The organism is Bacillus sp. m3-13, assembly GCF_000175075.1.
Taxonomy (GTDB): domain Bacteria; phylum Bacillota; class Bacilli; order Bacillales; family Bacillaceae_I; genus Sutcliffiella_A; species Sutcliffiella_A horikoshii_C.
The window spans coordinates 33,286-54,802 of record NZ_ACPC01000018.1 but is presented as its reverse complement, the minus strand read 5'-3'; the positions used below and the strand labels follow the sequence as shown (position 1 = coordinate 54,802).

At 39.7% G+C, this 21,517-nt stretch carries 19 protein-coding genes; 3 read left to right on the top strand and 16 right to left on the bottom strand.

Features of this window, described 5'->3' with window-relative positions:
- Positions 1-3: 3 nt before the first annotated feature.
- The 12 genes from M313_RS0109520 to M313_RS0109455 all read right to left on the bottom strand — a co-directional run bounded on the left by M313_RS0109520 (position 4) and on the right by M313_RS0109455 (position 14,217).
- On the bottom strand, positions 4-1,134 hold the full coding sequence (locus M313_RS0109520; RefSeq protein ID WP_010194604.1) for a YqgU-like beta propeller domain-containing protein: 1,131 nt from the start codon (positions 1,132-1,134) through the stop codon (positions 4-6).
- 133 nt (positions 1,135-1,267) lie between these two features.
- A complete protein-coding gene (locus M313_RS0109510) occupies positions 1,268-2,467 on the bottom strand; it encodes a M14 family metallopeptidase (RefSeq protein WP_010194603.1) in 1,200 nt (399 codons plus the stop codon).
- 122 nt (positions 2,468-2,589) lie between these two features.
- Positions 2,590-4,485: an LTA synthase family protein gene (locus M313_RS0109505; RefSeq protein WP_010194602.1), complete on the bottom strand. Its 1,896-nt coding sequence runs from the start codon at positions 4,483-4,485 to the stop codon at positions 2,590-2,592.
- A 382-nt stretch (positions 4,486-4,867) separates the two neighbouring features.
- Complete coding sequence (locus M313_RS0109500) at positions 4,868-5,827, bottom strand: ROK family glucokinase (protein WP_010194601.1); 960 nt, start codon at positions 5,825-5,827, stop codon at positions 4,868-4,870.
- A 16-nt stretch (positions 5,828-5,843) separates the two neighbouring features.
- The gene (locus M313_RS0109495) at positions 5,844-6,035 is read right to left on the bottom strand and encodes a YqgQ family protein (RefSeq protein ID WP_010194600.1); all 192 of its coding nucleotides are present in this window, start codon (positions 6,033-6,035) and stop codon (positions 5,844-5,846) included.
- A gap of 565 nt (positions 6,036-6,600) precedes the next feature.
- Positions 6,601-8,037: a spore germination protein gene (locus M313_RS0109485; RefSeq protein ID WP_029326422.1), complete on the bottom strand. Its 1,437-nt coding sequence runs from the start codon at positions 8,035-8,037 to the stop codon at positions 6,601-6,603.
- Between the two features lie 184 nt (positions 8,038-8,221).
- Entirely contained in the window at positions 8,222-9,733 is a 1,512-nt protein-coding gene (locus M313_RS0109480; protein ID WP_010194597.1) for a rhomboid family protein, read from the bottom strand.
- A gap of 58 nt (positions 9,734-9,791) precedes the next feature.
- Positions 9,792-11,519 (bottom strand): methyl-accepting chemotaxis protein, encoded by a 1,728-nt coding sequence (locus tag M313_RS0109475; RefSeq protein WP_010194596.1) that lies wholly within the window; start codon positions 11,517-11,519, stop codon positions 9,792-9,794.
- 125 nt (positions 11,520-11,644) lie between these two features.
- Complete coding sequence (gene yqgO, locus M313_RS0109470) at positions 11,645-11,824, bottom strand: protein YqgO (RefSeq protein ID WP_010194595.1); 180 nt, start codon at positions 11,822-11,824, stop codon at positions 11,645-11,647.
- Between the two features lie 64 nt (positions 11,825-11,888).
- Positions 11,889-12,833: an L-lactate dehydrogenase gene (locus tag M313_RS0109465; RefSeq protein WP_010194594.1), complete on the bottom strand. Its 945-nt coding sequence runs from the start codon at positions 12,831-12,833 to the stop codon at positions 11,889-11,891.
- Positions 12,834-12,920: 87 nt separating this feature from the next.
- Positions 12,921-13,715, bottom strand: coding sequence for a DUF92 domain-containing protein (locus M313_RS0109460; RefSeq protein WP_010194592.1), 795 nt, complete (start codon positions 13,713-13,715; stop codon positions 12,921-12,923).
- On the bottom strand, positions 13,693-14,217 hold the full coding sequence (locus tag M313_RS0109455; protein ID WP_010194591.1) for a 5-formyltetrahydrofolate cyclo-ligase: 525 nt from the start codon (positions 14,215-14,217) through the stop codon (positions 13,693-13,695). Before M313_RS0109455 ends, M313_RS0109460 begins: the two co-directional genes overlap by 23 nt.
- A 281-nt stretch (positions 14,218-14,498) precedes the next feature.
- On the opposite strand from M313_RS0109455, the gene rpmG reads away from it, so the two are divergent.
- Positions 14,499-14,648: a 50S ribosomal protein L33 gene (gene rpmG / locus M313_RS0109450; protein ID WP_010194590.1), complete on the top strand. Its 150-nt coding sequence runs from the start codon at positions 14,499-14,501 to the stop codon at positions 14,646-14,648.
- A 39-nt stretch (positions 14,649-14,687) separates the two neighbouring features.
- Here rpmG and M313_RS23220 read toward each other — a convergent pair whose 3' ends face one another.
- Both M313_RS23220 and M313_RS0109440 read right to left on the bottom strand, forming a co-directional pair.
- Positions 14,688-15,749 carry a nucleotidyltransferase family protein gene (locus tag M313_RS23220; RefSeq protein WP_010194589.1) on the bottom strand — a complete coding sequence of 354 codons (1,062 nt, stop codon included), beginning with the start codon at positions 15,747-15,749 and terminating at the stop codon, positions 14,688-14,690.
- A gap of 14 nt (positions 15,750-15,763) precedes the next feature.
- Entirely contained in the window at positions 15,764-17,506 is a 1,743-nt protein-coding gene (locus M313_RS0109440; RefSeq protein ID WP_010194588.1) for a glycosyltransferase family 4 protein, read from the bottom strand.
- A gap of 234 nt (positions 17,507-17,740) precedes the next feature.
- Between M313_RS0109440 and M313_RS25585 the strand changes: the two genes are divergently transcribed.
- Complete coding sequence (locus tag M313_RS25585; RefSeq protein ID WP_010194587.1) at positions 17,741-18,121, top strand: hypothetical protein; 381 nt, start codon at positions 17,741-17,743, stop codon at positions 18,119-18,121.
- Complete coding sequence (locus tag M313_RS0109430) at positions 18,111-18,623, top strand: MltG/YceG/YrrL family protein (RefSeq protein ID WP_010194586.1); 513 nt, start codon at positions 18,111-18,113, stop codon at positions 18,621-18,623. The genes M313_RS25585 and M313_RS0109430 overlap by 11 nt, the downstream gene beginning before the upstream one ends.
- Positions 18,624-18,973: 350 nt before the next feature.
- Here the strand turns inward: M313_RS0109430 and M313_RS0109425 are convergent, their stop codons facing one another.
- Positions 18,974-21,100, bottom strand: coding sequence for a heavy metal translocating P-type ATPase (locus tag M313_RS0109425; RefSeq protein WP_010194585.1), 2,127 nt, complete (start codon positions 21,098-21,100; stop codon positions 18,974-18,976).
- The gene (locus M313_RS0109420) at positions 21,090-21,485 is read right to left on the bottom strand and encodes an ArsR/SmtB family transcription factor (protein ID WP_010194584.1); all 396 of its coding nucleotides are present in this window, start codon (positions 21,483-21,485) and stop codon (positions 21,090-21,092) included. The genes M313_RS0109425 and M313_RS0109420 overlap by 11 nt, the downstream gene beginning before the upstream one ends.
- Positions 21,486-21,517 lie beyond the last annotated feature (32 nt).

Genomic DNA, 21,517 nt, shown 5'->3' with positions numbered 1-21,517 from the left:
TTTTTAGGATAATTCTACTAAATTTACTATCTCCTTAGTTGAAGGAATTATTATTTGCTCTAACTGGTATCCATACAAACAATATACCCCATTTGGAGAGCATTTCAATGGCGCGTTCTCTAAATCTTTTGCCAGCACCTTCTTTTCCCCGCTTTTGCTGTCAAATGATATTAACTGAAAGCCATCTGAATACCCATCTGCACTTCCAGCACGGGTTGACTCAAATGTGTAGAAGATCTTTGTGTTCTCTTCAAAATCATAATATGGAATAAAGTAATTCGAATATAACGTAAGTAATGGCGCTTCATAGGAATGCATTACTTCCAATTCCGGAAAGCTATAAAATGAATAGGAAGCTGTCCCGACATCATCCACAGACCCGGCGGTGATAAGATGGTTATCGTAGGTATGGAACATCACGACGCTTTCCTTAAGCTCCCGCATGTCTTCCGTTCCTAGATCCTCAGCATATAACGGAGCTTCCAATGCAGGCATCTCATGATTCCAATCAATATAACCTATCTCTTCATTTGGCAGCCATTGCACAAACGGATCTGCTACATCTTTTTTTATCATACTTTTATGATGGACATCAAGCAAAAAAGTTTCATAAGACCAGTCCTCTTTAAAAGATGACACAACCAGCTGTTGTGCGGAAAAAGGATTCCAAGAATAGACAAGATCTATAGAGTTATCAAATTTCCATTCGGCAAGTTCTTCTCCTTTGTCAGATAGAACTCTTAGTATCCCTTCAGTTGAAGAGACTGCAGAGCGAACAAGAAACATGTCATACGTCTTATTAGCTTCGACTGACATGATCAATTCTTCAGATTTATAAAACACTTCTGTTTCACCTGATATCAGATGAAAGGAATGGACGACAGAGCCGCTTCCTTCATTAGTTATATATAAAATGGTTTCATCATTAAACCATTCTGAAACAGCACTGAATTGATCAAATGGTAATGAGAGCTTTTTAAGTGGTTCATTATGAAAGTTTGATGGATTGAAAGGTTTTTGTTTATCCTGATTTGAGAGCGCAGGCGCGTTACTAACTTCCTTGGGGTGAGCAGGAGATTGACATCCTATCATAAAACATATAATGATACAGACTACCCAAAAAATCTTTTTCATTGCACCCCTCCTTTTTTCCTATCTTAATAACGATTATGAGGCAGGAAAGGTTTCAATACAAGCTAAAAAATATTATATTCTTACAGGAATAATTTACACCAATAAAAAAAACGGCAAGGAGGGAGCTTTGCCGTTAAATGTATAGGGAAGCAAGAAAAATACCTAGGGTTTTTTGGTAAATCGTGTCGTATTGGGATAAGGGAAGCGGGTTAATTCCCCTGCCAAGTTCCAGCGTGAATCCTGGCTTTTTATATTCCTGAATGAACCAATCTTTGAATCCGGCGTGACTGTCAACATAACGAACGCTTTTATAGGTACTGACCTTTTCAAATTCCTCTGCGATTGTTTCGCTCTCCTTAGGTTCCAATCCTTCATACCCCCAGTAGAACTCTTCCCCTTGGGTATGGACCGCAATCACTTTATTAAAATTTTCTTTATCGGCAAGGCTAGCCATTGCCAATGCCTCAGGCTCCGTCAAGGGCAAATCGCCAGGATAATCTCGAGGTGAAGGAACTTTCTCTTCTTTTCTTATCTTTTCCACTTCCCAATTAGCAGGAAAATGCTTATTTAAATCGATTCCTCTAATGTTTGCTTTCCACCCTATATAATCAAGGCGATCTTGATTGATGTTTTCCACCAGTTCCTTAAAAGGACTTTCAGATGGGGGGCCATGCAGGACAAGATCCACTCCATCAGGGTTCACCATTGGAACAATAGACAGCTCTGCTTGTTCATACAAAGGTATACATGGAATCCCTCTTAATGGTGTATAGTTCGTTAAACATCTAAGGTAGTCGTTGATTAGGTTCATAATAACCGCGCTTGTGATCCACTCATTTGCATGAAAGCTGCCATTCCAATGAATTTTCTTCTTTCCTTTACCTAAACGAATGTGGTGAAGTGGCTTTCCCATCACAGATTGTCCTATTGAAGTGCATTGAATGAACGGGTAAACTTCCTTTAGTCTCTCTATGTCCTTATTTAATGTTTGGTAATCGTAAGGCTTTTTGGGATTAACTATGTTTTGCGTGATCCTTAGTGGAACTTTTAGGACGTCGCCTGTTTTTATTTGGCCAAGGCCTTTTTCTTGGTTCAATAGCATCATACAATCAGCAGAGATATTTATCTTCTGAGCGATTGTAAAAATGGTCTCCAATGCTTGAACTTCATAATCTCTATGTGTAAAGCCCGGTAGAGCTATTTCTTCGCCCGCTTTGAGGAGATCTGATCCCGAGGTCACCTCAGGGTTGGAATCACATATTAAGTTCAATGGCAGCCCAAATAACTGACTATAGTACCATAAGGAATCTCCCCTTCTTGCATAGACCTTCATTCTAAATCACCGCCCACCATAAGCATTTATACTAACCATATGGTGAAGAGGGTGAATTTAGAACGTTGGCTCAAAATGAAAAAAACACCGAAAGCAGCTAACCTGCCTTCGGTGTTTTGTATTTATTCTTCTATTTTGCTTTCATCAACTTGAATGGAGGTCCCATCATAGAAACGAAGCAGATCTCCATACACAATCTGATCAGAGTATTGAAGTTCTTTTTTCGCTTTTTCCATATAAGGCTCACAAGCTGATTGGTCTGTCACTTGTTCTGTTTCCTTATCGTAGCATGCATTTTTCGTATAAACTACTTTGTCAGTAACGAAGCTTCCGTCACGGAATACAACAAAATCATTTCTGTCTTCGGAGAAAAGGTCTGCTCCGAATTGGATATCATTTTTCGTTTCCATTCCGAGTAAGTGCTTGATAGTAGGCTTAAGGTCAATCTGTCCACCAACTGTATCAAATTCTTTCGGGTTTTTATCCGTCACACCTGGGATGTGAACAAACATTGGGACACGTTGCAATTGAGCATTTTCAAAAGGCGTAATCTCTTTGCCTAAATATTGGCTCATCGCTTCGTTATGATTTTCGGAGATACCGTAGTGATCTCCATAAAGGATGATGATGGAATCTTCATAAAGCCCTGATTTCTTTAACTCATCAAACAAGACCTTAATTGACTCATCACTATATCTAACCGTAGGAAAATAACGGTTCAGCGTACGACTGTTTGAATCAAATTCATCAACAAATCTGTCTTCTTCATCCAATACGAATGGGAAGTGATTTGTTAACGTAATAAATTTAGCATAGAAAGGTTGTTCTAAATCCTGCATATAAGGAATGGATTGTTGGAAAAACTCAATATCCTTTAAGCCCCAACCTACAGAATTTTCTTCGTTGACATCATAACTTTCAATATCAAAGAATTGGTCATATCCAAGTGACTTATACATCACATCGCGGTTCCAGAAACTTTTGTTGTTTGCGTGGAATGTTACAGGAGTATAACCTTCTTCTTTTACTGCATTAGGTGTAGCTGTATGGAAATCATTTGTTCCATGAGTAAAGAACACGGCACCGCGTCCTACAGGATACAAGGAATTATCTAATAAGAACTCAGAGTCTGATGTTTTCCCTTGACCTGTTTGGTGATAAAAGTTATTAAAGTAATAACTTTGATCTTTTAATTCATTTAAGAACGGAGTAATCGGTTCACCGTTAATTTCTTTATCGATAACAAAGCTCTGCATGGATTCTAATTTTACTACAATGACGTTCTTACCTTTTGCAGCACCATATAAATCGTCATTAGGTGCTTTATAGCTAGCATTGATGTAGTTCTGAATCTCTGCAAGTTCACTACCGTCAGCCATTGCACGTTGAGCACGTGTTTTGGATTGGATTACTGCATCATAAACATGGTAGTTGTATGTTCCTAAGTTTTTCACTAGGATTTCACGGTCAAATGTACGAGTCAATAATTGAGGTCTTTCTGTTTCTGCCAAACCTAAGTTGAAAAGAAAAATACCCACAATGGACAAGAAGTACATTTTGCGAACTTTTGGTCTCCATGTGCTCATGCTTACAAATGATGGCGTCCATTTTGCAAGTGCAATAAGAATGACTACATCAGTGAACATTAATAAGTCGACTGGTGTCATCAGTTCCGTAATACTACCACCTAGATCACTCATATTCCCCGATTGAAAAAGTAACGGGATGGTGATGAAATCATTGAAAAAACGGTAGTAGACGGCATTTGCATAAAGGACAAACGATACGATAAAACTTGTAATAATCAGGTATCGTTTCATTCCCTTCTCTTTAAAGAAGAGGGCAAAACCGGCAATAAGCAATATAAAGCTTAACGGATTAATAAATAGAATAAATTCTTGTTTAAGGGATTCAATTGTAATGTTAAAACTCGTTTTGTATACGATATAGGTTTTTACCCAGAGCAGAACGACTGCAATCAGGATAAAAGGCACTTTTGATTTAAAGGCTTGCTTCATCTTTTTTTACCTCCTTATAGCAAAGACAGGGAAGCTCTTTATTTTAGTATTGTTAAAAAAATTTTTTAGATGTATCCATGACCAACTTTTCATTACTCTAAAAATTTGGCTACGACATATCTTAAAACTTTTTTTACAAAAAATCAATGGATAATTAATACTGTATTTATATTAAAGAGCTAGAATAATAGTCTTGGCGTTGTTTGCCGTTATATATAATAGACGCAGTACAAGCCAAAAAGTTTCAATAAATATAGATGTTTATTTATTCAAAATAGTCAAACAAAAAGGAGACTTCTGCTAAGAAGCCTCCGTTACGCGCTATTCTTGCTTCTTTCTATCTTTTTACCCAAGAGAAAGAGAGAATAAACTATACACTTTTTTACAATTTTGTTTTTGCCAAATACGCAGCCCCGATTACCCCTGCATCATTTCCTAACGTTGCCTCAGCTATTTTGACACCGACTTTCGTTCTTGGGAACAAGTATTTTACAAAATGATGACGAACTGGATTTAATAATTTGTCACCTGCTTTTGAGACTCCTCCACCAATGACGATTTTCTCAGGGTTCATGGCATTTGCCAGGTTTGCAAGAGCTAGTCCTAAATAAAATGAGACTTTATTAACTACATATTGGGAAATTTCTTCTTGCGCCTCAGCTTGTTCAAAAATTAATTTTGCAGTCAACCCTTCTTGTTTTGTTAACTCTTCTAACTTGCTGCCCGGATTTTCTTCCATTGCTTCTTTAGCCAGACGAACGATTCCCGTAGCAGATGCAATCGTTTCCAGACAGCCTGTTTTTCCACAGTTGCATGGTGCTCCACCTTCTGGAATTACGGTGATGTGGCCTATTTCTCCACCAGCTCCGTTTATACCATGGACAATTTCTCCATTGGTGATGATGCCTCCTCCTACACCTGTTCCGAGGGTAACACAGATAAGATCTTTAGATCCTTCGCCGGCACCTTTCCACATTTCCCCGATTGCAGCAAGATTCGCATCATTGTCGACTACTACAGGCAATCCTGTTTCTACTTCCAGCAGATCTTTTAGAGGGTAATTCTCCCATCCCAAGTTAACTGCTTCATATATTAAACCTGTAGCCATATTGACCGGACCCGGTGCTCCCATTCCAAGTGCTTTAAGTTTAGACTTTGATTCGCCTAGTTCTTCTAGTTTGCTGTCTATAGCTTTTGCAATATCAGTTGTGATATATTTCCCTTTTTCACTTATATTTGTGACGATTTCCCACTTGTGAGCAATTTCACCGTATTGTGTAATGAACGCCATTTTTATTGTTGTGCCTCCAAGGTCGACACCAACCAACCATTTGTTTTCCATTTGTTTCACCTTTTCTTTATCTTAATTTAGATATTTCATGTCGCAGTAAAATCATTGCGGACTGGAAAACGTTTGCATCCAGCACCCCTGACCGATAGAGTTCTCTTATTTCATCTTCCATTAACTCTAGGTCTGCTAATTTGTCGCCTGTGTAGATAAAGGCACCATAGCTTTTTAAAAGTTGTCTTATGTCAAACATTGTTTTCATGACTTCACCTTTTCTTCTTTACTAGTTGAAAGGGTTTACGCTCCATTTTTAGTATAAAGGATTCACTTCCGACGTCAAGCAAGAAAACATAAGAAAAACTGGGATTACGCTCCCGGTCCTTTATTTCAGAGAAAACTTTACTTGGATTGTTAACCACCGCTGTTCCTTTCCGCAAATGGCTTCGCTTTCCGCGGGACGGTGCTTGAGCCTCCTCACAACGCTTCAGGGGTCTCCACCTACCGTTACTCCCCCGCTGGAGTCTCCACCATTTACTCCAATGCACAGCTAGAAATTACGTAAAAATATATTAGTGCTTTTTTCAGATAACTCGATTTTCAAAACCTATGTTGAAAGAAGTCACCTAGTTGATTGTAGTGGAAGGCGCGCAGACGCCCGCGGGAGGAAGGGACAGGTGAGCCCCCGCAGGCGCAGCCGAGGAGGCTCACAGACCGCCCGCAGGCAAGCGAAGCGCCTGGAACGGAAATCAACCGGATTATAGATTGTATGCATTCTTATTCTTCAAAAAAAAAACGGATGGAGTGATGACCATCCGTTTTTGAAGTATTTATCTATCTGGGTCTTCCGGGTGCAGGATTGTCGGTCTTCTATTTTTCAAAGGAATTGGAGATCGTATCAACACATCTCGGAATCCTCTGTAATTGAATGGGATAAACGGCCACAAGTACGGAACATTGTAGGACTTCATCATCATCAGAAACAGAACGAGAATCACGAGCCCCGCCATAAATCCAATGACTCCAAACATGTACGTCAACAGGAGCAGTGCAATCCTAAATAACCTGTTTGCTAAACTAAGTTCATAACTTGGTGTGGAGAATGTCCCAATTGCGGCAATAGCAAGGTAAAGAATTATTTCGGGTACAAAAAGCCCTACTTTTACCGCCACATCCCCTATGAGTATGGCCGCCACAAGTCCAAGGGCGGTTCCTAAAGAGGTTGGCGTATGAATGGCTGCCATTCGGAGCATATCCATTCCTATTTCAATGATGAGGATCTGGGCAATCAATGGAACTTCTCCTGTTTCGGTTGGACCGATATAAGCTAACTGTTCTGGAAGTAACTGTGTATTCGTTGCCAGCAGAAACCATAGTGGCAAAATAAATATGGACGCCCACACTGCCATAAATCGGACAAGCCTTAAGTAGGCTCCAACCACCGGTTTGTTTCTGTACTCCTCAGCATGTTGCAGATGATGCCAAAATGTAGCGGGAGTTATAATGACACTTGGGGAACCATCCACTATGACAAGTACATGTCCTTCATATAAATGAGCTGCAGCTGTATCTGGCCTTTCTGTGTACCTGACTGTAGGATAGGGATTCCAGTGACGTCCTCCAACAAATTCCTCCAGTGTTTTTTCTGCCATTGGCAGGCCATCTGTATCAATATTTTGTAATGATTCTTTAATTTCCTCCACCAGATCAGGATCTGCAAGTTCGTCCAAGTAACAAAGACTTATATCTGTCTTTGATCTTCTTCCAACCTGCAAATATTCCATTCTGAGTGAACTGTCTCTTACTCTTCTGCGGATTAAAGCACAGTTGAAAATCAATGTCTCTACGAATCCATCTCTCGAACCGCGAACTACTCTTTCCATGTCAGGCTCTTCGGGGCCTCTGACAGGATAGGTTCTTGAGTCAATAATAATCGCTTCCTCAAGTCCTTCTACAATCATAACAGTTGGACCTGCAAGGACCTGATCTACAACGGTTTCCAAATCATCTGTTTTATCAATTTCTACGTATGGTATGTACGTCTTTAAAAGTTTATCCAGAGGTTTTTCATCTAAATCTTCCGGCAAAAGGTCGGACAAAAATTTCATTAAAAATAGCATGATATCATCTTTACCGAAACCATCCACCAGGAACATCCCTATTTTTCTACCTGCATAATGGAGATCCAGAAAGATTAAATCAAAACTTTTATCCACTGCCATTCTTTCTTTTAAATATCCAACATCCTCATCGAAGTTTCCCGACATTTTTCTCGTTGGTTTATGCCAAGTCAAAATGAGTTCCTCCTAATTCTTGATGTATTAGGTATGAAATATTTATCATCTTTTCATTTTCTGCTATAATTAGCAAAAAAATACAAGAACGCACAAAAAAAACAAGCAGGAATTGCCATCCCCTAGGAATGGTAATCCTTGCTGTTTTTAAGAAAGTTCATTCTAACCCATCGATTTCAGTGCGTAAGTTATTATAGGCTTCTACGGAAGAATCAAGTTCAATGGCTCTGTCTATAGAACTTGATGCCTTTTCAATTTCATTTAACTCTAGATAGACTAGTGCTAAGTTATAGTGTGCTTCATGGAAACTTGGTTGCAGAGTAGTAAGTCTTTCTAACCTATTTTTCGCATCCTCTATGTTGCCTTCTTGGATATCAATATAGGAAAGATAGAAAAGTACCTCTGGAAATTCTTCTTCCCTGTCTTCGAAATCAATCAAGAGATTATATGCTTCTTCATATTGTTCCTGTTGAACTAACGTTTCAGCTTGTTTTATTTGGGCAGTTGGATTCTCTGCATTATAGCCTTCTTGAAGCAGGAAGAATGTTAAAACAGCCGCTACCCCAAACCCAAGGATTCGATGGATAAATTTTTTATGCCTCGGTAGATGCACAACGGCTGATGCCAAGAAGCCACCAATCAACCCACCAATATGACCAGCATTATCAATACCTGGAATAGTGAATCCGATAGCTAAATTTATTCCTATTAATACTAAAATATTCGCACCCATTGTCCGGAAAAACATTTTCGGATGAATGATTCCAACAAACAGGAGCGCCCCAAAGCAACCGAATATCGCCCCAGATGCACCAGCAGATAACGATGATGTAAATACGAAGCTAGCTAATGACCCAGTAAATCCTGCAAACAAATAAATAGCTAGAAAACGGATGTTACCATAAATTCTCTCTACAGCAGAGCCTAAATAAAATATGGCCATTGTGTTGAGCAATAAATGAAGAAATCCTATATGGAGGACAATAGGTGTAAAGAAACGCCACCACTCCCCTTCCAGGATGGCTGGGTTATATTTCGCGCCGTACTTTACTAATGTCTCAGAATTCTGGCTTCCTCCATTTGTCTCCAGCAAATAAAACATCACTAAATGTAAAAAGATAAAAAAGTAGGTGAAAAGGGGTTTTCCATGTTGAAATAAGGACCTTTCCTTTTTATCTCTTTGGGAAGAAGCATTTAGGACGCTCTGTTTGAGTTGGTATAGACCTAGATCGTCCAGTTCATTCTCTTCTTTTATGGAGACCTCATCCCCAGTTGCTTGTGCAATCTTGTTTAATGTATGTTGTGTATTTCCTTCATGCAACACGATAGAATGAAGCTCTGTTTTTTCATTTTCAAAAGGTTCTTCCACCCTGAATTCCCAGTCATCCACAGGTGGGTATGATGAAACATAAATATTGTATGCATGTAAACGACGTTTTCTCAACTGTTGCTTGAAATTAACGACGTGACTGGATGCATTTTCAATATCACGCTGAAGCCATGTGCTCCAATCCAGATCATGTCGATAGATTCTGATAATTGGTGCTTTTTTATGGGTAAGGTTTTCTAACCAGAGTTCGTTTTGGTCTGGAGAGATATGTAAAATCCGATATTCTTTACTTACAACGAAATGCTGAATAAGTTGCCAAAATAAGCGATCTTGCTTCAAACGCCCACCTCCTCGTTCCTATATTTTATATGGTCCAAGGAGAAAAGTAAAAAAATAACTATATTGATTCTTTGTCAAACTGAAATCTCGCCGTGATGATGGAAAGGGATTTGGATAGGGCATTTAGTTTCTTTCCTATTTCGTTCGTATATTCCATCTGTCCTACTTGATTTTCACTGGCTGATAGCATTTCTTCTGAACTTGCGGAAGTTTCTTGGGAGACTGAGAGCAAACTGTCAGTAGCAGATTCCAAATTAGGTAAAAACTCTTGCCATCCTTTTAGATCTCCATTAATGACATTAAGGTTCTCGCTCACTTCTTCCATTTCTGCCATCAACTCATCAAAAGTCACTTTAGATAGGTTTGCAGTGTGCAAGTTATCTTTAATCTTTTCATGCATGTTTTCAAATTCATTTACAGCATTTGTAGTGACGTCTTCCATACGCCCGATGGAACTTGTAATCTCCTCTGCGGCAGAAGTTGATTGTTCGGCAAGATTCCTTACTTCGTTAGCTACAACAGCAAATCCTTTTCCAGCATCACCTGCCCGAGCAGCTTCAATAGTTGCATTTAGTGCCAATAGCTTTGTTTGTTCGGCAATTCCTTTTATTAGCACTACTAACCCTGTAATCGAAACGGAATAATCTTTCACATTTTTCACTGTATTGGAAAGCTCTTCAAAATCGTTTTCGAATTTAATAATAGTTGTTATAAGCGTATTCATGTGTGCTTTTCCTATCTCCGCAGAGTCATCCATTCTGTTGGAACTAGAAAATACCCGAGACATATTGTTTTGCATTTCTCCAATAATGTCTTTCATTTCTTTGATACTTTGAACACTGGTCTCAGAACTAGAAGCAGTTTGCATAGCCCCTTCTTTTACCATATGAATAGAACTTATTAATTGATGAGTGGAAACCAAGGAATCTTCTGCTGAAAGTCCTAGTTGGGTACCTGTCTCTTCTAATTCTTTTGTTGTTTGCTTTATCTCTTTTACTACTTGAGTCATGTTGTGAATCATTGAATTGTAGCTTTTGTTTAAAGACACAAGTTCAGGAATGGATGTTTTCATATTCTTTGTAGGCAGAAGATTTCCTTCTCTTCCTTCTCTCATCGCTTCTCTAAGGACAGATAAAGGCTTTGTTAAGGTGCGAACGAAAAGAATGGTGATGCAGGTGAAAAGAATAATACTAACTGAGATTACCATTAGTGTGAAGATACCCATTTCATGAACAGGACTTAAATAAGATTTAGTCGGAAGAATTAAAGCATATATTCCATCCAGCTCTTTCATTTCTTGGTAGGTGATTGTATATTCCACCCCGTCAATACGTTCTTTTAAAATCCCTTCTTTGCTGTTGACCATCCATTCCACCATGTTATCAGTCATTGACGGAAGATTATCTTCACTTACCTTGAATGGCTGAATTTCGTTATTCGTTATGTAAAAGAACTCCGGAGAGATGCCATCCTCTTTCAATGTATCCCTTTGTGAGCGAATATTCACCTCTAACTGTTGCATAAAATATGCGTCATCACTTATGTATGTAAACTTTAAAGGCTCCGCAATATATCCCATAAGCTCTACTTCTCTAACAAGACGATTTTCCATACTTTCAATGGTCATTTCTTTAGATTTAGTATAGGAAACGATTCCCACTGCTGTGATGGACGTTAACATCAATGTTATAAAAAGAATAAATAGTCTAGTACCTAGATTTATTTTTCCTAAGTAATGTTGTACTTGCACCTTGATTCTGTTTTTATCAATTACTAGTTGTTTCATCCAGCTGATCCCCCTGTAACTCCTATTCGTCTAACAGAATGAATTATAGAGGAAAAATATTAATCTAATGTTAATTTTATGTAATTTTATCACCAAAAGAAAAACCGCCAGCATCCACTGGCAGTTTATCCACGAAATACAGTTTGTAAAAAACGGTCGCGTACAAAAGGAATATCCATTCCAAACGCTACAACAAATCTCCGAATGCTAGCGATTCCCAAAATGTAATTTAGGATTTTATAACGACTTTGATAAATGGCATATGTACCGACGCCAATCAGAAAAATTCTAAGTAAGAATCCCATCATCATCCCTCCTATCTATATCTTGCTTAAAAATAAAAAAAACATGCCCACAAAAAGGCATGTTTTAGAATACTTTTTCTTTAATCTCTGATAATACTTTAACAGAGTGTTGAAACTGCTCTGTCTCTTTTTCACTTAAATCAAGTTCAAGTATGTCTCTAATTCCGTGTCGGTTGACGATAGCCGGAACTCCAATGTAAATATCCTTACTATCATACTCTCCATCCAAATAGGCAGAAACGGTCAAAATGGAATTTTCATTCTGAAGGATTGCTTTGGTCAGCCTGACAAGCCCCATGGCAATTCCATAATAGGTTGCACCTTTTCTTTCAATAATTTGGTAGGCTGCATCTCTTACACTGACGAAAAGATCGTTTAGATCTTCCTCTCTGTACTTTTCCTGTTTTGCCATCAGCTCTAAGATTGGTTTTCCGCCAATATCGGCTTTACTCCAAACAGGCAGTTCCGTATCTCCGTGTTCCCCAATGATATACGCATGCACATTCCGTGCATCCACTTGAAAATAATCTCCGAGTACATAGCGAAATCTAGCCGTATCAAGAATGGTTCCAGATCCGATTACCCTCTCTTTAGGCAGCCCTGAGAATTTCCAAGTGGCGTAAGTTAAGATATCCACCGGGTTTGTTGCGACAAGAAAAATACCGTCAAATCCATTCCCCATTACTTCATCTACTATGCTCTTAAATATTTTTGTATTCTTTTCAACAAGATCTAATCTAGTTTCTCCTGGTTTTTGATTGGCACCTGCACAAATCACCACAATATCTGCATCCTGGCAATCTTTGTAATCACCATACCAGATCTTTGTTGGTGTTGGCGCAAATGCTATTCCATGATTTAAGTCCATTGCATCGCCCTCTGATTTTTCCTTGTTCAGATCGATCAATACAAGTTCTTCTGTCACACCTTGATTCAATAAGGCAAATGCATAACTAGACCCGACAAACCCTGTTCCTATTAAAGCAACACGACTAATTCCGTTTCTCATGGTATCTCCTCTTTTCACCTAGGTTCCGTTACAACTTCATTATACCAAAAAAGATTGTGAAACACTGAGCAAAATATAACTATTTTGTTACATTAGAAACAAGATTGTGATGACACTTGCGATGAATATAGATGCGATGTTGACCACATCATTGTTCACCCACGCATTCCCTTTAACTAATTGTGTGGGTACTTGACAGTGTTCTTTCTTTTCAATGTGTTTTCCGCATACTTTACAACGGTAAGCAGACTGAACCGTTGCCCCAAGAAACGTATCGATAAAGCAACCAACCACTCCCATTGCTGCAAGGAAAAGGGCATGTGTGAAATGGATTTCACTCCATAAAAAGAAGGAAGCAACACTAATTAACGCAGCGCCAGCTAATGCTGCTAGGGTTCCTAATACAGAAATTGCCCCGGAAGTCCCTGCTTCCACTGTTTCCATCTTTATGATGGAGAACGGTCGTTTCTTACTTAGTGACCCTATTTCCGATGCCCAAGTATCGGAGTTCGCGACAGCAATGGCAACGACAAAGCCGTATATCCAATAGTCAGCAGGAAATATGTACGCCAAAATTCCCACTAGTGCAGGCACACCACCATTAGCAAAGACTTGCACGATATCCCGTTGCGAGCCTTTTTCATGCATATCTGTCATGTTTTCTTTATGCTTACGGTTGTATTTACTCCATAAACTAGATGTTACAAAGAACAGTCCAATCAACAAGAGACCATACCCTTTAAAACCTAAAGCAATAAAAATTCCAACAAGGAAGGTGCCAATGGCTCCAGAAGCAGCCAAGGCCTTTAATTTATATCCTCCCAAAGCCAACACAATAATCCCGATTAATAATAGAATCTCATTTTCTAATAGTGCAGTCATACACGACCTCATTTGTCACAATTTTATGTACTGGGATATCATAATGATCGGTCGGGACATATTTAACGAACTGTTGTGAAAATGCCAATGATATTTTGGAGCCCGTGTAACCCACCAAGAAACGATCATAATAACCACCGCCGAAGCCGATTCTATATCCTTTCTCATCAAAAATAAGACCAGGAACCAGCACTAGTTCCAGCTTGGCTTTGGGGCATAATTCCACTTCTTTGACGATAGGTTCTTTTAAACCGAAGTAGACGGACTCTAGCTGGTTGAGGTTTTCTAGGAAATAAAACTCCATGCTTTTCGTGCTTGGATAACATTTCGGCACCGCCACTCTCTTCTCTTCTTCCCATGCGCGCATGATGATGGCTTCTGTATCCACTTCTGGAAAACGAGAAATCGTCACACCAATCGCTTGTGCATGTTGCCATTCTTTTGAAGCAAATAGCTTATCGTGAATGTCTTTGCTTTTTGCAGCATGGCTTGAACGGTCCATGCCCCCTAAGTTTTTTTTTCATCTCATCCCTTAACACACTTTTCTCTTTCATTATCTTGCCTCCTAAAACACGCTTACTACTACCATACCAAAATACACCCAACAGGCTCAAGCACACGCCCCGCGGTAAGCAAACCCCCAAAACGAAAGGAAGCAAGGAGCCATAAATACCCCTTTGAACTTTATTTTTCCCATCACGAAAAAAAACTGGCATTATAAAAAAAATAATGATATTATAGTAAGGTCTGAATTGAATGCACTATATGTTTGGAGGGATAACGATGCGCGTAAACGTAACTTTAGCTTGTACTGAAACTGGTGATCGTAACTATATCACTACTAAAAATAAACGTAACAACCCAGATCGTCTTGAGCTTAAAAAATACAGCCCAAGATTGAAAAAAGTAACTGTACACCGTGAAACGAAATAAGCAGCAGGATTTTCCTGTCTGCTTATTTTTTTTTGCCCATTATCCAGCTTCCACAGGGCTAATATTCTTTTTATTTTTGACCTTCACAGATGTACCTGCTTTATATCCCTCGCTAATTTGATACCTTGGTGCAATGGTTACATTTCTTATAGATGACGGAGTGGTGTGCTCAATGGTGACATCATCCCAGACAATGCTCCTGCTTAACTCACAGTCTTTTGTTATTTTGGAACTCTTGCCGATGATGGTGTACTTGCCAATAACCACATGATCTCCCAAATAAGAATCATTACCGATATATGCCGGCCGGTTGATGGTCACATTGTCTTCCATTTTAACATTAGAGCCAACCCATAAATTAGGCAATACCTCTTCAGCAGCTATATGGACACGTACTTTTTTATCCAGCATGTCGTATTGGGCCTGCCGGTAATCTTCATGGCTGCCAATATCTTTCCAATATCCATTTGCGTGGTAGCCAAATAGGCTCATGCCGTTTTTGATTAGCCTTGGAAAAATGTCCTTGCTAAAATCATACGCTTTTCCTTTTTCCATCATACATAATACAAACGGATCTACCACATAAATTCCAGTGTTTACAACCTTACTGAATTCCTCTTCTTTCTGTGGTTTTTCCACGAATCTCCTGATATGGCCCTGTTCATCCGTTTCTACAATTCCGAACTTATTCGGCTTTTTGACTTCCTTTGTAAAAATAGTGAACAAGGAGTGCTTTTGCATATGATAGCGCACACCCGCCATCAAATCGAAGTCAGTCAATGCATCCCCGCTTATAACGAGAAACGGTTCATCAAGCAGGTGTTCCGCATTTTTTACGCTTCCGGCAGTCCCAAGCGGAAGTGATTCCTGCAAATAAGTTATTTGCACGCCCCATTGGGAACCATCTCCAAAATAGCTTCTAATTTTATCGCTTAAATATTGAAGGGTGATGATGATTTCTGTAATTCCATGTTCTTTCAAAAGTTCAATACTGTATTCCATAACAGGTTTATTTAGCAGTGGCACTAATGGTTTTGGGAGTTTTTTTGTTAATGGCAACAGCCGGGTACCTTTCCCCCCAGCCAATATGACTGCTTTCATAAGCTTTATCCCTCCTACTGGACGGAAGAAGTAGTAACTGTTGTCTCATAAACCGCCTCTGTCTGCTCTCTTACATCTTCCCAGTTATATTTTTGCTTCACTTCATTTAACGCCTTTTCACCTAGGCTAGCAGATAAGGATGGGTTCTCTATTATAGCTGATACCTTTTCACTTAGATCAACGGCATTCCCTGGCTCAAACAACAGCCCGGATTCTCCGTCTCTAATAATAGAAGAAAGTCCTCCAGTTCTGGCCGCTAATACTGGTTTACCAGCTGCCATACCTTCAATGGCGACTATTCCGAACGGTTCATAAATACTTGGAACAAGAAGCATGTCGCATCGTTTTAATAACGTTGCTTTTTCACGTTCATTTAAATATCCGACAAATAATATAGTTTTCTCCAGCCCTGCCTGACTGACTAATGCTTGATAGTCAGACAAATAAGGGCCTTTACCAGCTAGGATAAACAGACATTCCGGATGGTTTTCATGTATTTTCTTTGCAGCTTCTATTAAAGTGGTGATCCCTTTCTCAGGTACCATTCTACCTAAAAATAATGCAAGATTGGTGTATGATTTCCGATTCAAAAAGTCCGATACGCTTTCACTTTCCTCATTTGAAAGCTGAACCCCATTTGGGATGACACGAACTTCTTTTTTACCGTGAATCTTCCTTTCCACTTCTTTTTTCATAAAAGTGCTACAAACTATCAACGCATCAGAATTATGAATCAAGGATTCTTCCCATCTAGCAGTTTGAAGCTGAATAGGGTATTCCAGATTGCTCCTGCCCTGTTCAAGCGCATGAATGGTTGATACTAATGGAAGTGTCATAAACCCTTTCAACGCCCTTGCGGCAAACCCAACAAGCCAATCATGGGCGTGGATGGTGGTAAACATCTTGTCACTTTTAAGATTCCTCACTTGATCTACCAAGTTCATATTCGTTTGGGCGACAAAAAGGTGAAAGTCATCATATGTGCATTCCACTTCTTTTGCCCTGTAGATGGTTATCCCTTCCACCGTTTCAGTTTCAGGTGCTCCAAGGCAATGAGGAGTCACAAGCGACACGAGATGCCCTGCTTGTGCCAATTGTTTAGAAAGTTGCCAAACGTGTTGTCCGAGCCCTCCTAAAACAGCAGGAGGGCACTCCCAAGACAACATGATAATATGATAGTTATTTTTTATTTCTTCATGTAACAAAAGATTATGTGATGAATCAACAGAATAGAATACATCAGAAGTAACAGTTTCCTGAAATGTTCCAGATCTAAACTGACGTGTATTTTGGAGTGCAGAAGAGGGTTTTTCATAAAAAGTATAGCCTGCAGCCAACTGTTGCCATTTCCCTTTGGCAATCATGTTTATGGGTGTCCATATCTGGTATGCCGTTTCAGCAGGTGCAATTATCCTACCCTCTACTTTCAGCGTGTTGCTTGAAAAAAAAGGGAAAAATCTGTCTGCATTCCCTACACCAATCTCCGCTTGAATGAAATTGTATTGGCTGATTTCTGGAAGTGATATGCTGCCACGATATATTTCTGTTATTATATCCAAAAAGAAGGCGTCATTTCTACTGACCTGTGAGGTTCCTTTCCATCCTATCAGTCTGATGTTCAGCCCATCCTCTCCTATTGACTGATAGACCTTAACGAAATCTTTCCTCCATTGATGTACGAACCATTCCGCTTTCATGTTTCCGTCTTCGCAAACCATCAACCTAATAAATTCCTTTTCTGGCTCTATGATGCTCATGGTCAAACCTCTTCCCCCACGAATCTATCTTTTCTTTCATCTTATCATGTGAATTTTCTTTTCCACAACAGCCGGTTTTTGTCGTCTTTTGTGATAAAGCGTAAATTTTTATGTCCGTTGACAAAAAACGTTCACAAAACCGTCATATGTTTCTGAGGAATTTGTCGAAAGACTATTTTTCCATCTCTACTCCTATGATATAAAAAAGAGAGAAACTTTTATCGAGGTGAAAAAATGTTAATCGCAAGTATAAGTTTGATCATTATTGCAGTCGCAGTGATTGTAGTTTCCTTCTTTGTGGATGACAAGTTTGCTGACTTAGAAAAGGAAATGGAACAATTATCCTTTGATGTTGTTCAGGACAAATATAAGTTGGAAAGAAAAATGAAAGTATTAGAAGAAGAACTATTGGGTGGAACTACTCCTATACATAAGGTTAAGTTGAAAAAACAAGCAAGCCACCAAAATGTAAGTGAAGAAGATGTCGCTATTTCTCTTTATCAAAAAGGATACACACCTTCTCAAATCTCTCAATTCACTTCCACTTCTATGGACAAAGTGGAACAGATCCTTCAATCTGCCAACCTAAAAGGGAATGTAGCCAATGAGAACTAATCTGAGAGCATTCGCAATTGGCATCCTTTTCGCTACAGGAGTAATGGGAGTTGCCTATTCTGTTGTAAGCGCCGGAGCAACTTCATTAAATGAAGAAAGTGTTCAGGCATATGCATCAGAAAATGACCTTCATCTGTTATCAAAGGAAGAGTATGACGAGTTATTGCCTGACGTAGAACCGGTAGAAGAAAAGAAAACAGAACAAAAAGAAGAAGAAGAAGTGAAAGAAGAGAGTAAGAACAACGAAGAAGAGGCAAAAGAAGACACGGAAGTTGCAGAAGAACAAGAAGAAACGAATGAACCTTTTGAAATCGTAATACCAGATGGAATGGCAACCTACGAGATCACCGCGTTATTAGCACGCGAAGGTATCATCGAGGATGACAAGAAGTTTGACGCATACCTAGAAGACAAAAACATTGCAACCAAGGTGCGTTCTGGAACGTTCACCATGAAAAAAGGCATGAGTTATGAAGAAGCAGCAGACGTATTGATAAAATAAATTTTGTTGTAAAAGCACCGGTCCACTTTGGACGGTGCTTTTTGTGTTGCTTTCAACAGCTAGAGGAGCGCCTCATGAACCGAGCAAACTACTCCCTGGAATAGCGCCTAAAATCAAATCGGGCGATAATCTGAGTTTACGGGCGATTTTTGAGATTTACGGGCGAAAATAAAATTATACGGGCGATTTTACAAAAATACGGGCGAAAACTGAACCTTTTCGGGCGATAATTTAAAAAAACGGGCGATTCCCACTAAATGTAAACTAAAATAGCAAAATTCTTCTAGAAAAAAGCAGCAGCCCTCCCCGCCAGACGTTTCGAAGTCGGAGGGGAAAGCTGCTGCTATTTACTATTTCTTCATCTCGTCTTTCACCTTCAAAAGCCTCAAACTATTTAACGTCACAAGCAGTGTTGCCCCCATATCAGCGAAGATCGCAATCCATAAGGTGAGCCAGCCCGGAATCACGAGCAATAGCGCCAAAACTTTCAGCCCCAATGAGAATCCAATATTCTGCTTAATGATAGTTAGTGCTTTTCGGCTCAGTCTGATGGTGAATGGAAGCTTTCGCAAGTCATCTCCCATCAATGCTACATCAGCTGTTTCAAGTGCGGTATCTGTTCCCGCTCCTCCCATCGCAACTCCTACCGAGGAAGCTGCAAGGGCAGGTGCATCATTAATACCGTCCCCCACCATCATCATGCTACCGTGTTTTTCACGTAGTTCTTTAATATAACGAAGCTTATCTTCCGGCAGCAGACTGGATTTAACATGGTCTATCTCTACTTCGTGTCCAATTGCTTCTGCTGTTCTATCGTTATCTCCTGTCAGCATATATAAGTTAGAAATGCCTATCTCCCTCAAATTCTTCACACTGGAAGCACTAGAATCTCTTATCTCATCACGGATTCCAAGGACACCAAAAATCTTTTCAGAAGTCCCGACTACAATTACTGTTTTTCCTGCATTCTGTAATTGATGGATGCTTTCGGCCAGCCCCTCTATTTCCGGATGCTTTTGACCCAAGAACCAATTCGGACTTCCTGCTTGATAAAGAATACCATTAATGGACCCCTTTATCCCTTTACCCGCAATAGATTCAAAATGCTCCATGGTATAACCCGTATCAGCTACCCCAACCTCTTCCGCTTTCTGAAGAATGGCTGAAGCTAACGGATGAGTGGAACCACCTTCAAGTGTCGCAATGATTTTTAGCAGCTCTTCTTCTGTTAAGTAAAAGGCATGAACATCTGTTACTTCTGGCGCTCCTCGAGTTAAGGTCCCAGTCTTATCAAAGGCTATCGCTTTGATTCGACCCACCTCCTCAAGGAAAACCCCACCCTTGATCAGAACTCCATTTCGAGCAGCATTTCCTATTGCTGTTACAATGGCTATCGGAGTGGAAATAACAAGTGCACATGGGCACCCTACCACGAGAACCGCTAGGCCTTGATAGATCCAAGTGTTCCAGTCCAATCCCATAAATAATGGAGGGACTGTGGCTACTAGAAAAGCTATTATAATAATTAGCGGAGTATAATATTTTGCGAACTTATCCACAAACGCTTGGGAAGGTGCCCTTTCCGCTTGAGCCTCTTCAACTAGATGAATGATTTTGGAAATGGTTGTATCCTCTACCCGTTTGGTGACTTCCACTTCCAACAGTCCATCTTCATTAAAGGTCCCTGCAAAAACCTCATCATTCACGCATTTGGATACAGGAATACTCTCCCCTGTAATCGCAGCTTCACTGATGGATGCTCCACCTTTCACAATGTTGCCATCCATTGCAATTTTTTGTCCAGGCTTTACGAGCATCCGGTCGCCGATTTTAACATCTTTGACAGATATCAGTTTTTCAGTTCCTTCTATTAAAATAGTCGCCTGTTTTGGAGAAACATTCATTAGCGACCTAATTGAAGCTCGGGCCTTTTCCATCGAATAAGATTCCAGAGCTTCGCTGATTGCAAAAAGAATGACGACAGTGGCACCCTCGCCCCACTCACCGATAATCGCAGCACCGATGATGGCAATTGTCATGAGGGTCTTCATATCAAATTGAAGCCTAATTAGATTATTGATTCCAGTGAAGAACAGTCTATACCCGCCTATTACAATGGAAGCAGCGAAAAGAATAATAGTAGATATATGCTCTTCACCTTGCTGAAAGAAAGCAATCCAGCCTGCAACGAGAAAAACGAACGAGAGAAGTACGGTTGCATGTTTTTTGTAAAAAGGAATCGACGGCTCTTCCGGTAGTTCCTCTTGTTCGGAAGAGACCTTTAATTTGTCAAATGCCCCTGCCTTTTCAATATCACCTACGCTTACAGCTCCACTTACTGAAATCTTAGATGCACCAAAGTTAACTCGTGCATCCGTTACGCCCTCTATCTTTTTTACATTATTCTCAAATTTTTGTGCGCAGTTTGCACAAGTTAATCCTTGGATACGGTAAGTTTGTTCCTCTTTATTTTTCACGTGTCTTCACCTCTTTTTGATGGGTAAAGGCGATATCGATCAATTGTCTGACATGATCATCATCTAATGAGTAATAAACAAGCTTTCCTTCCTTTCTGAACTTTGCCAACCCGAGATCCCTTAACAATCTAAGGTGATGAGAAGCCGTTGCGACAGTGGAATCAGTAATTGTTGCAACGTCATGCACGCAGAGCTCCTTGGCTAAATTTAACGCCTGGGCTATTTTCAACCTCGTGGGATCAGACAACGCTCGGTAAATCTTTGCCACATCATTTGTCATCGTTTCATCTATTTGTTTCTTCACGTTTTTCACTTTTGTTTCATTTGCACATTCTTCCTGACACTGTTGTTCGGTCAAAACCTCTGAACTAGATTTGGTGGACATAATAGACTCCCCTTTATATTCAAACATTCATT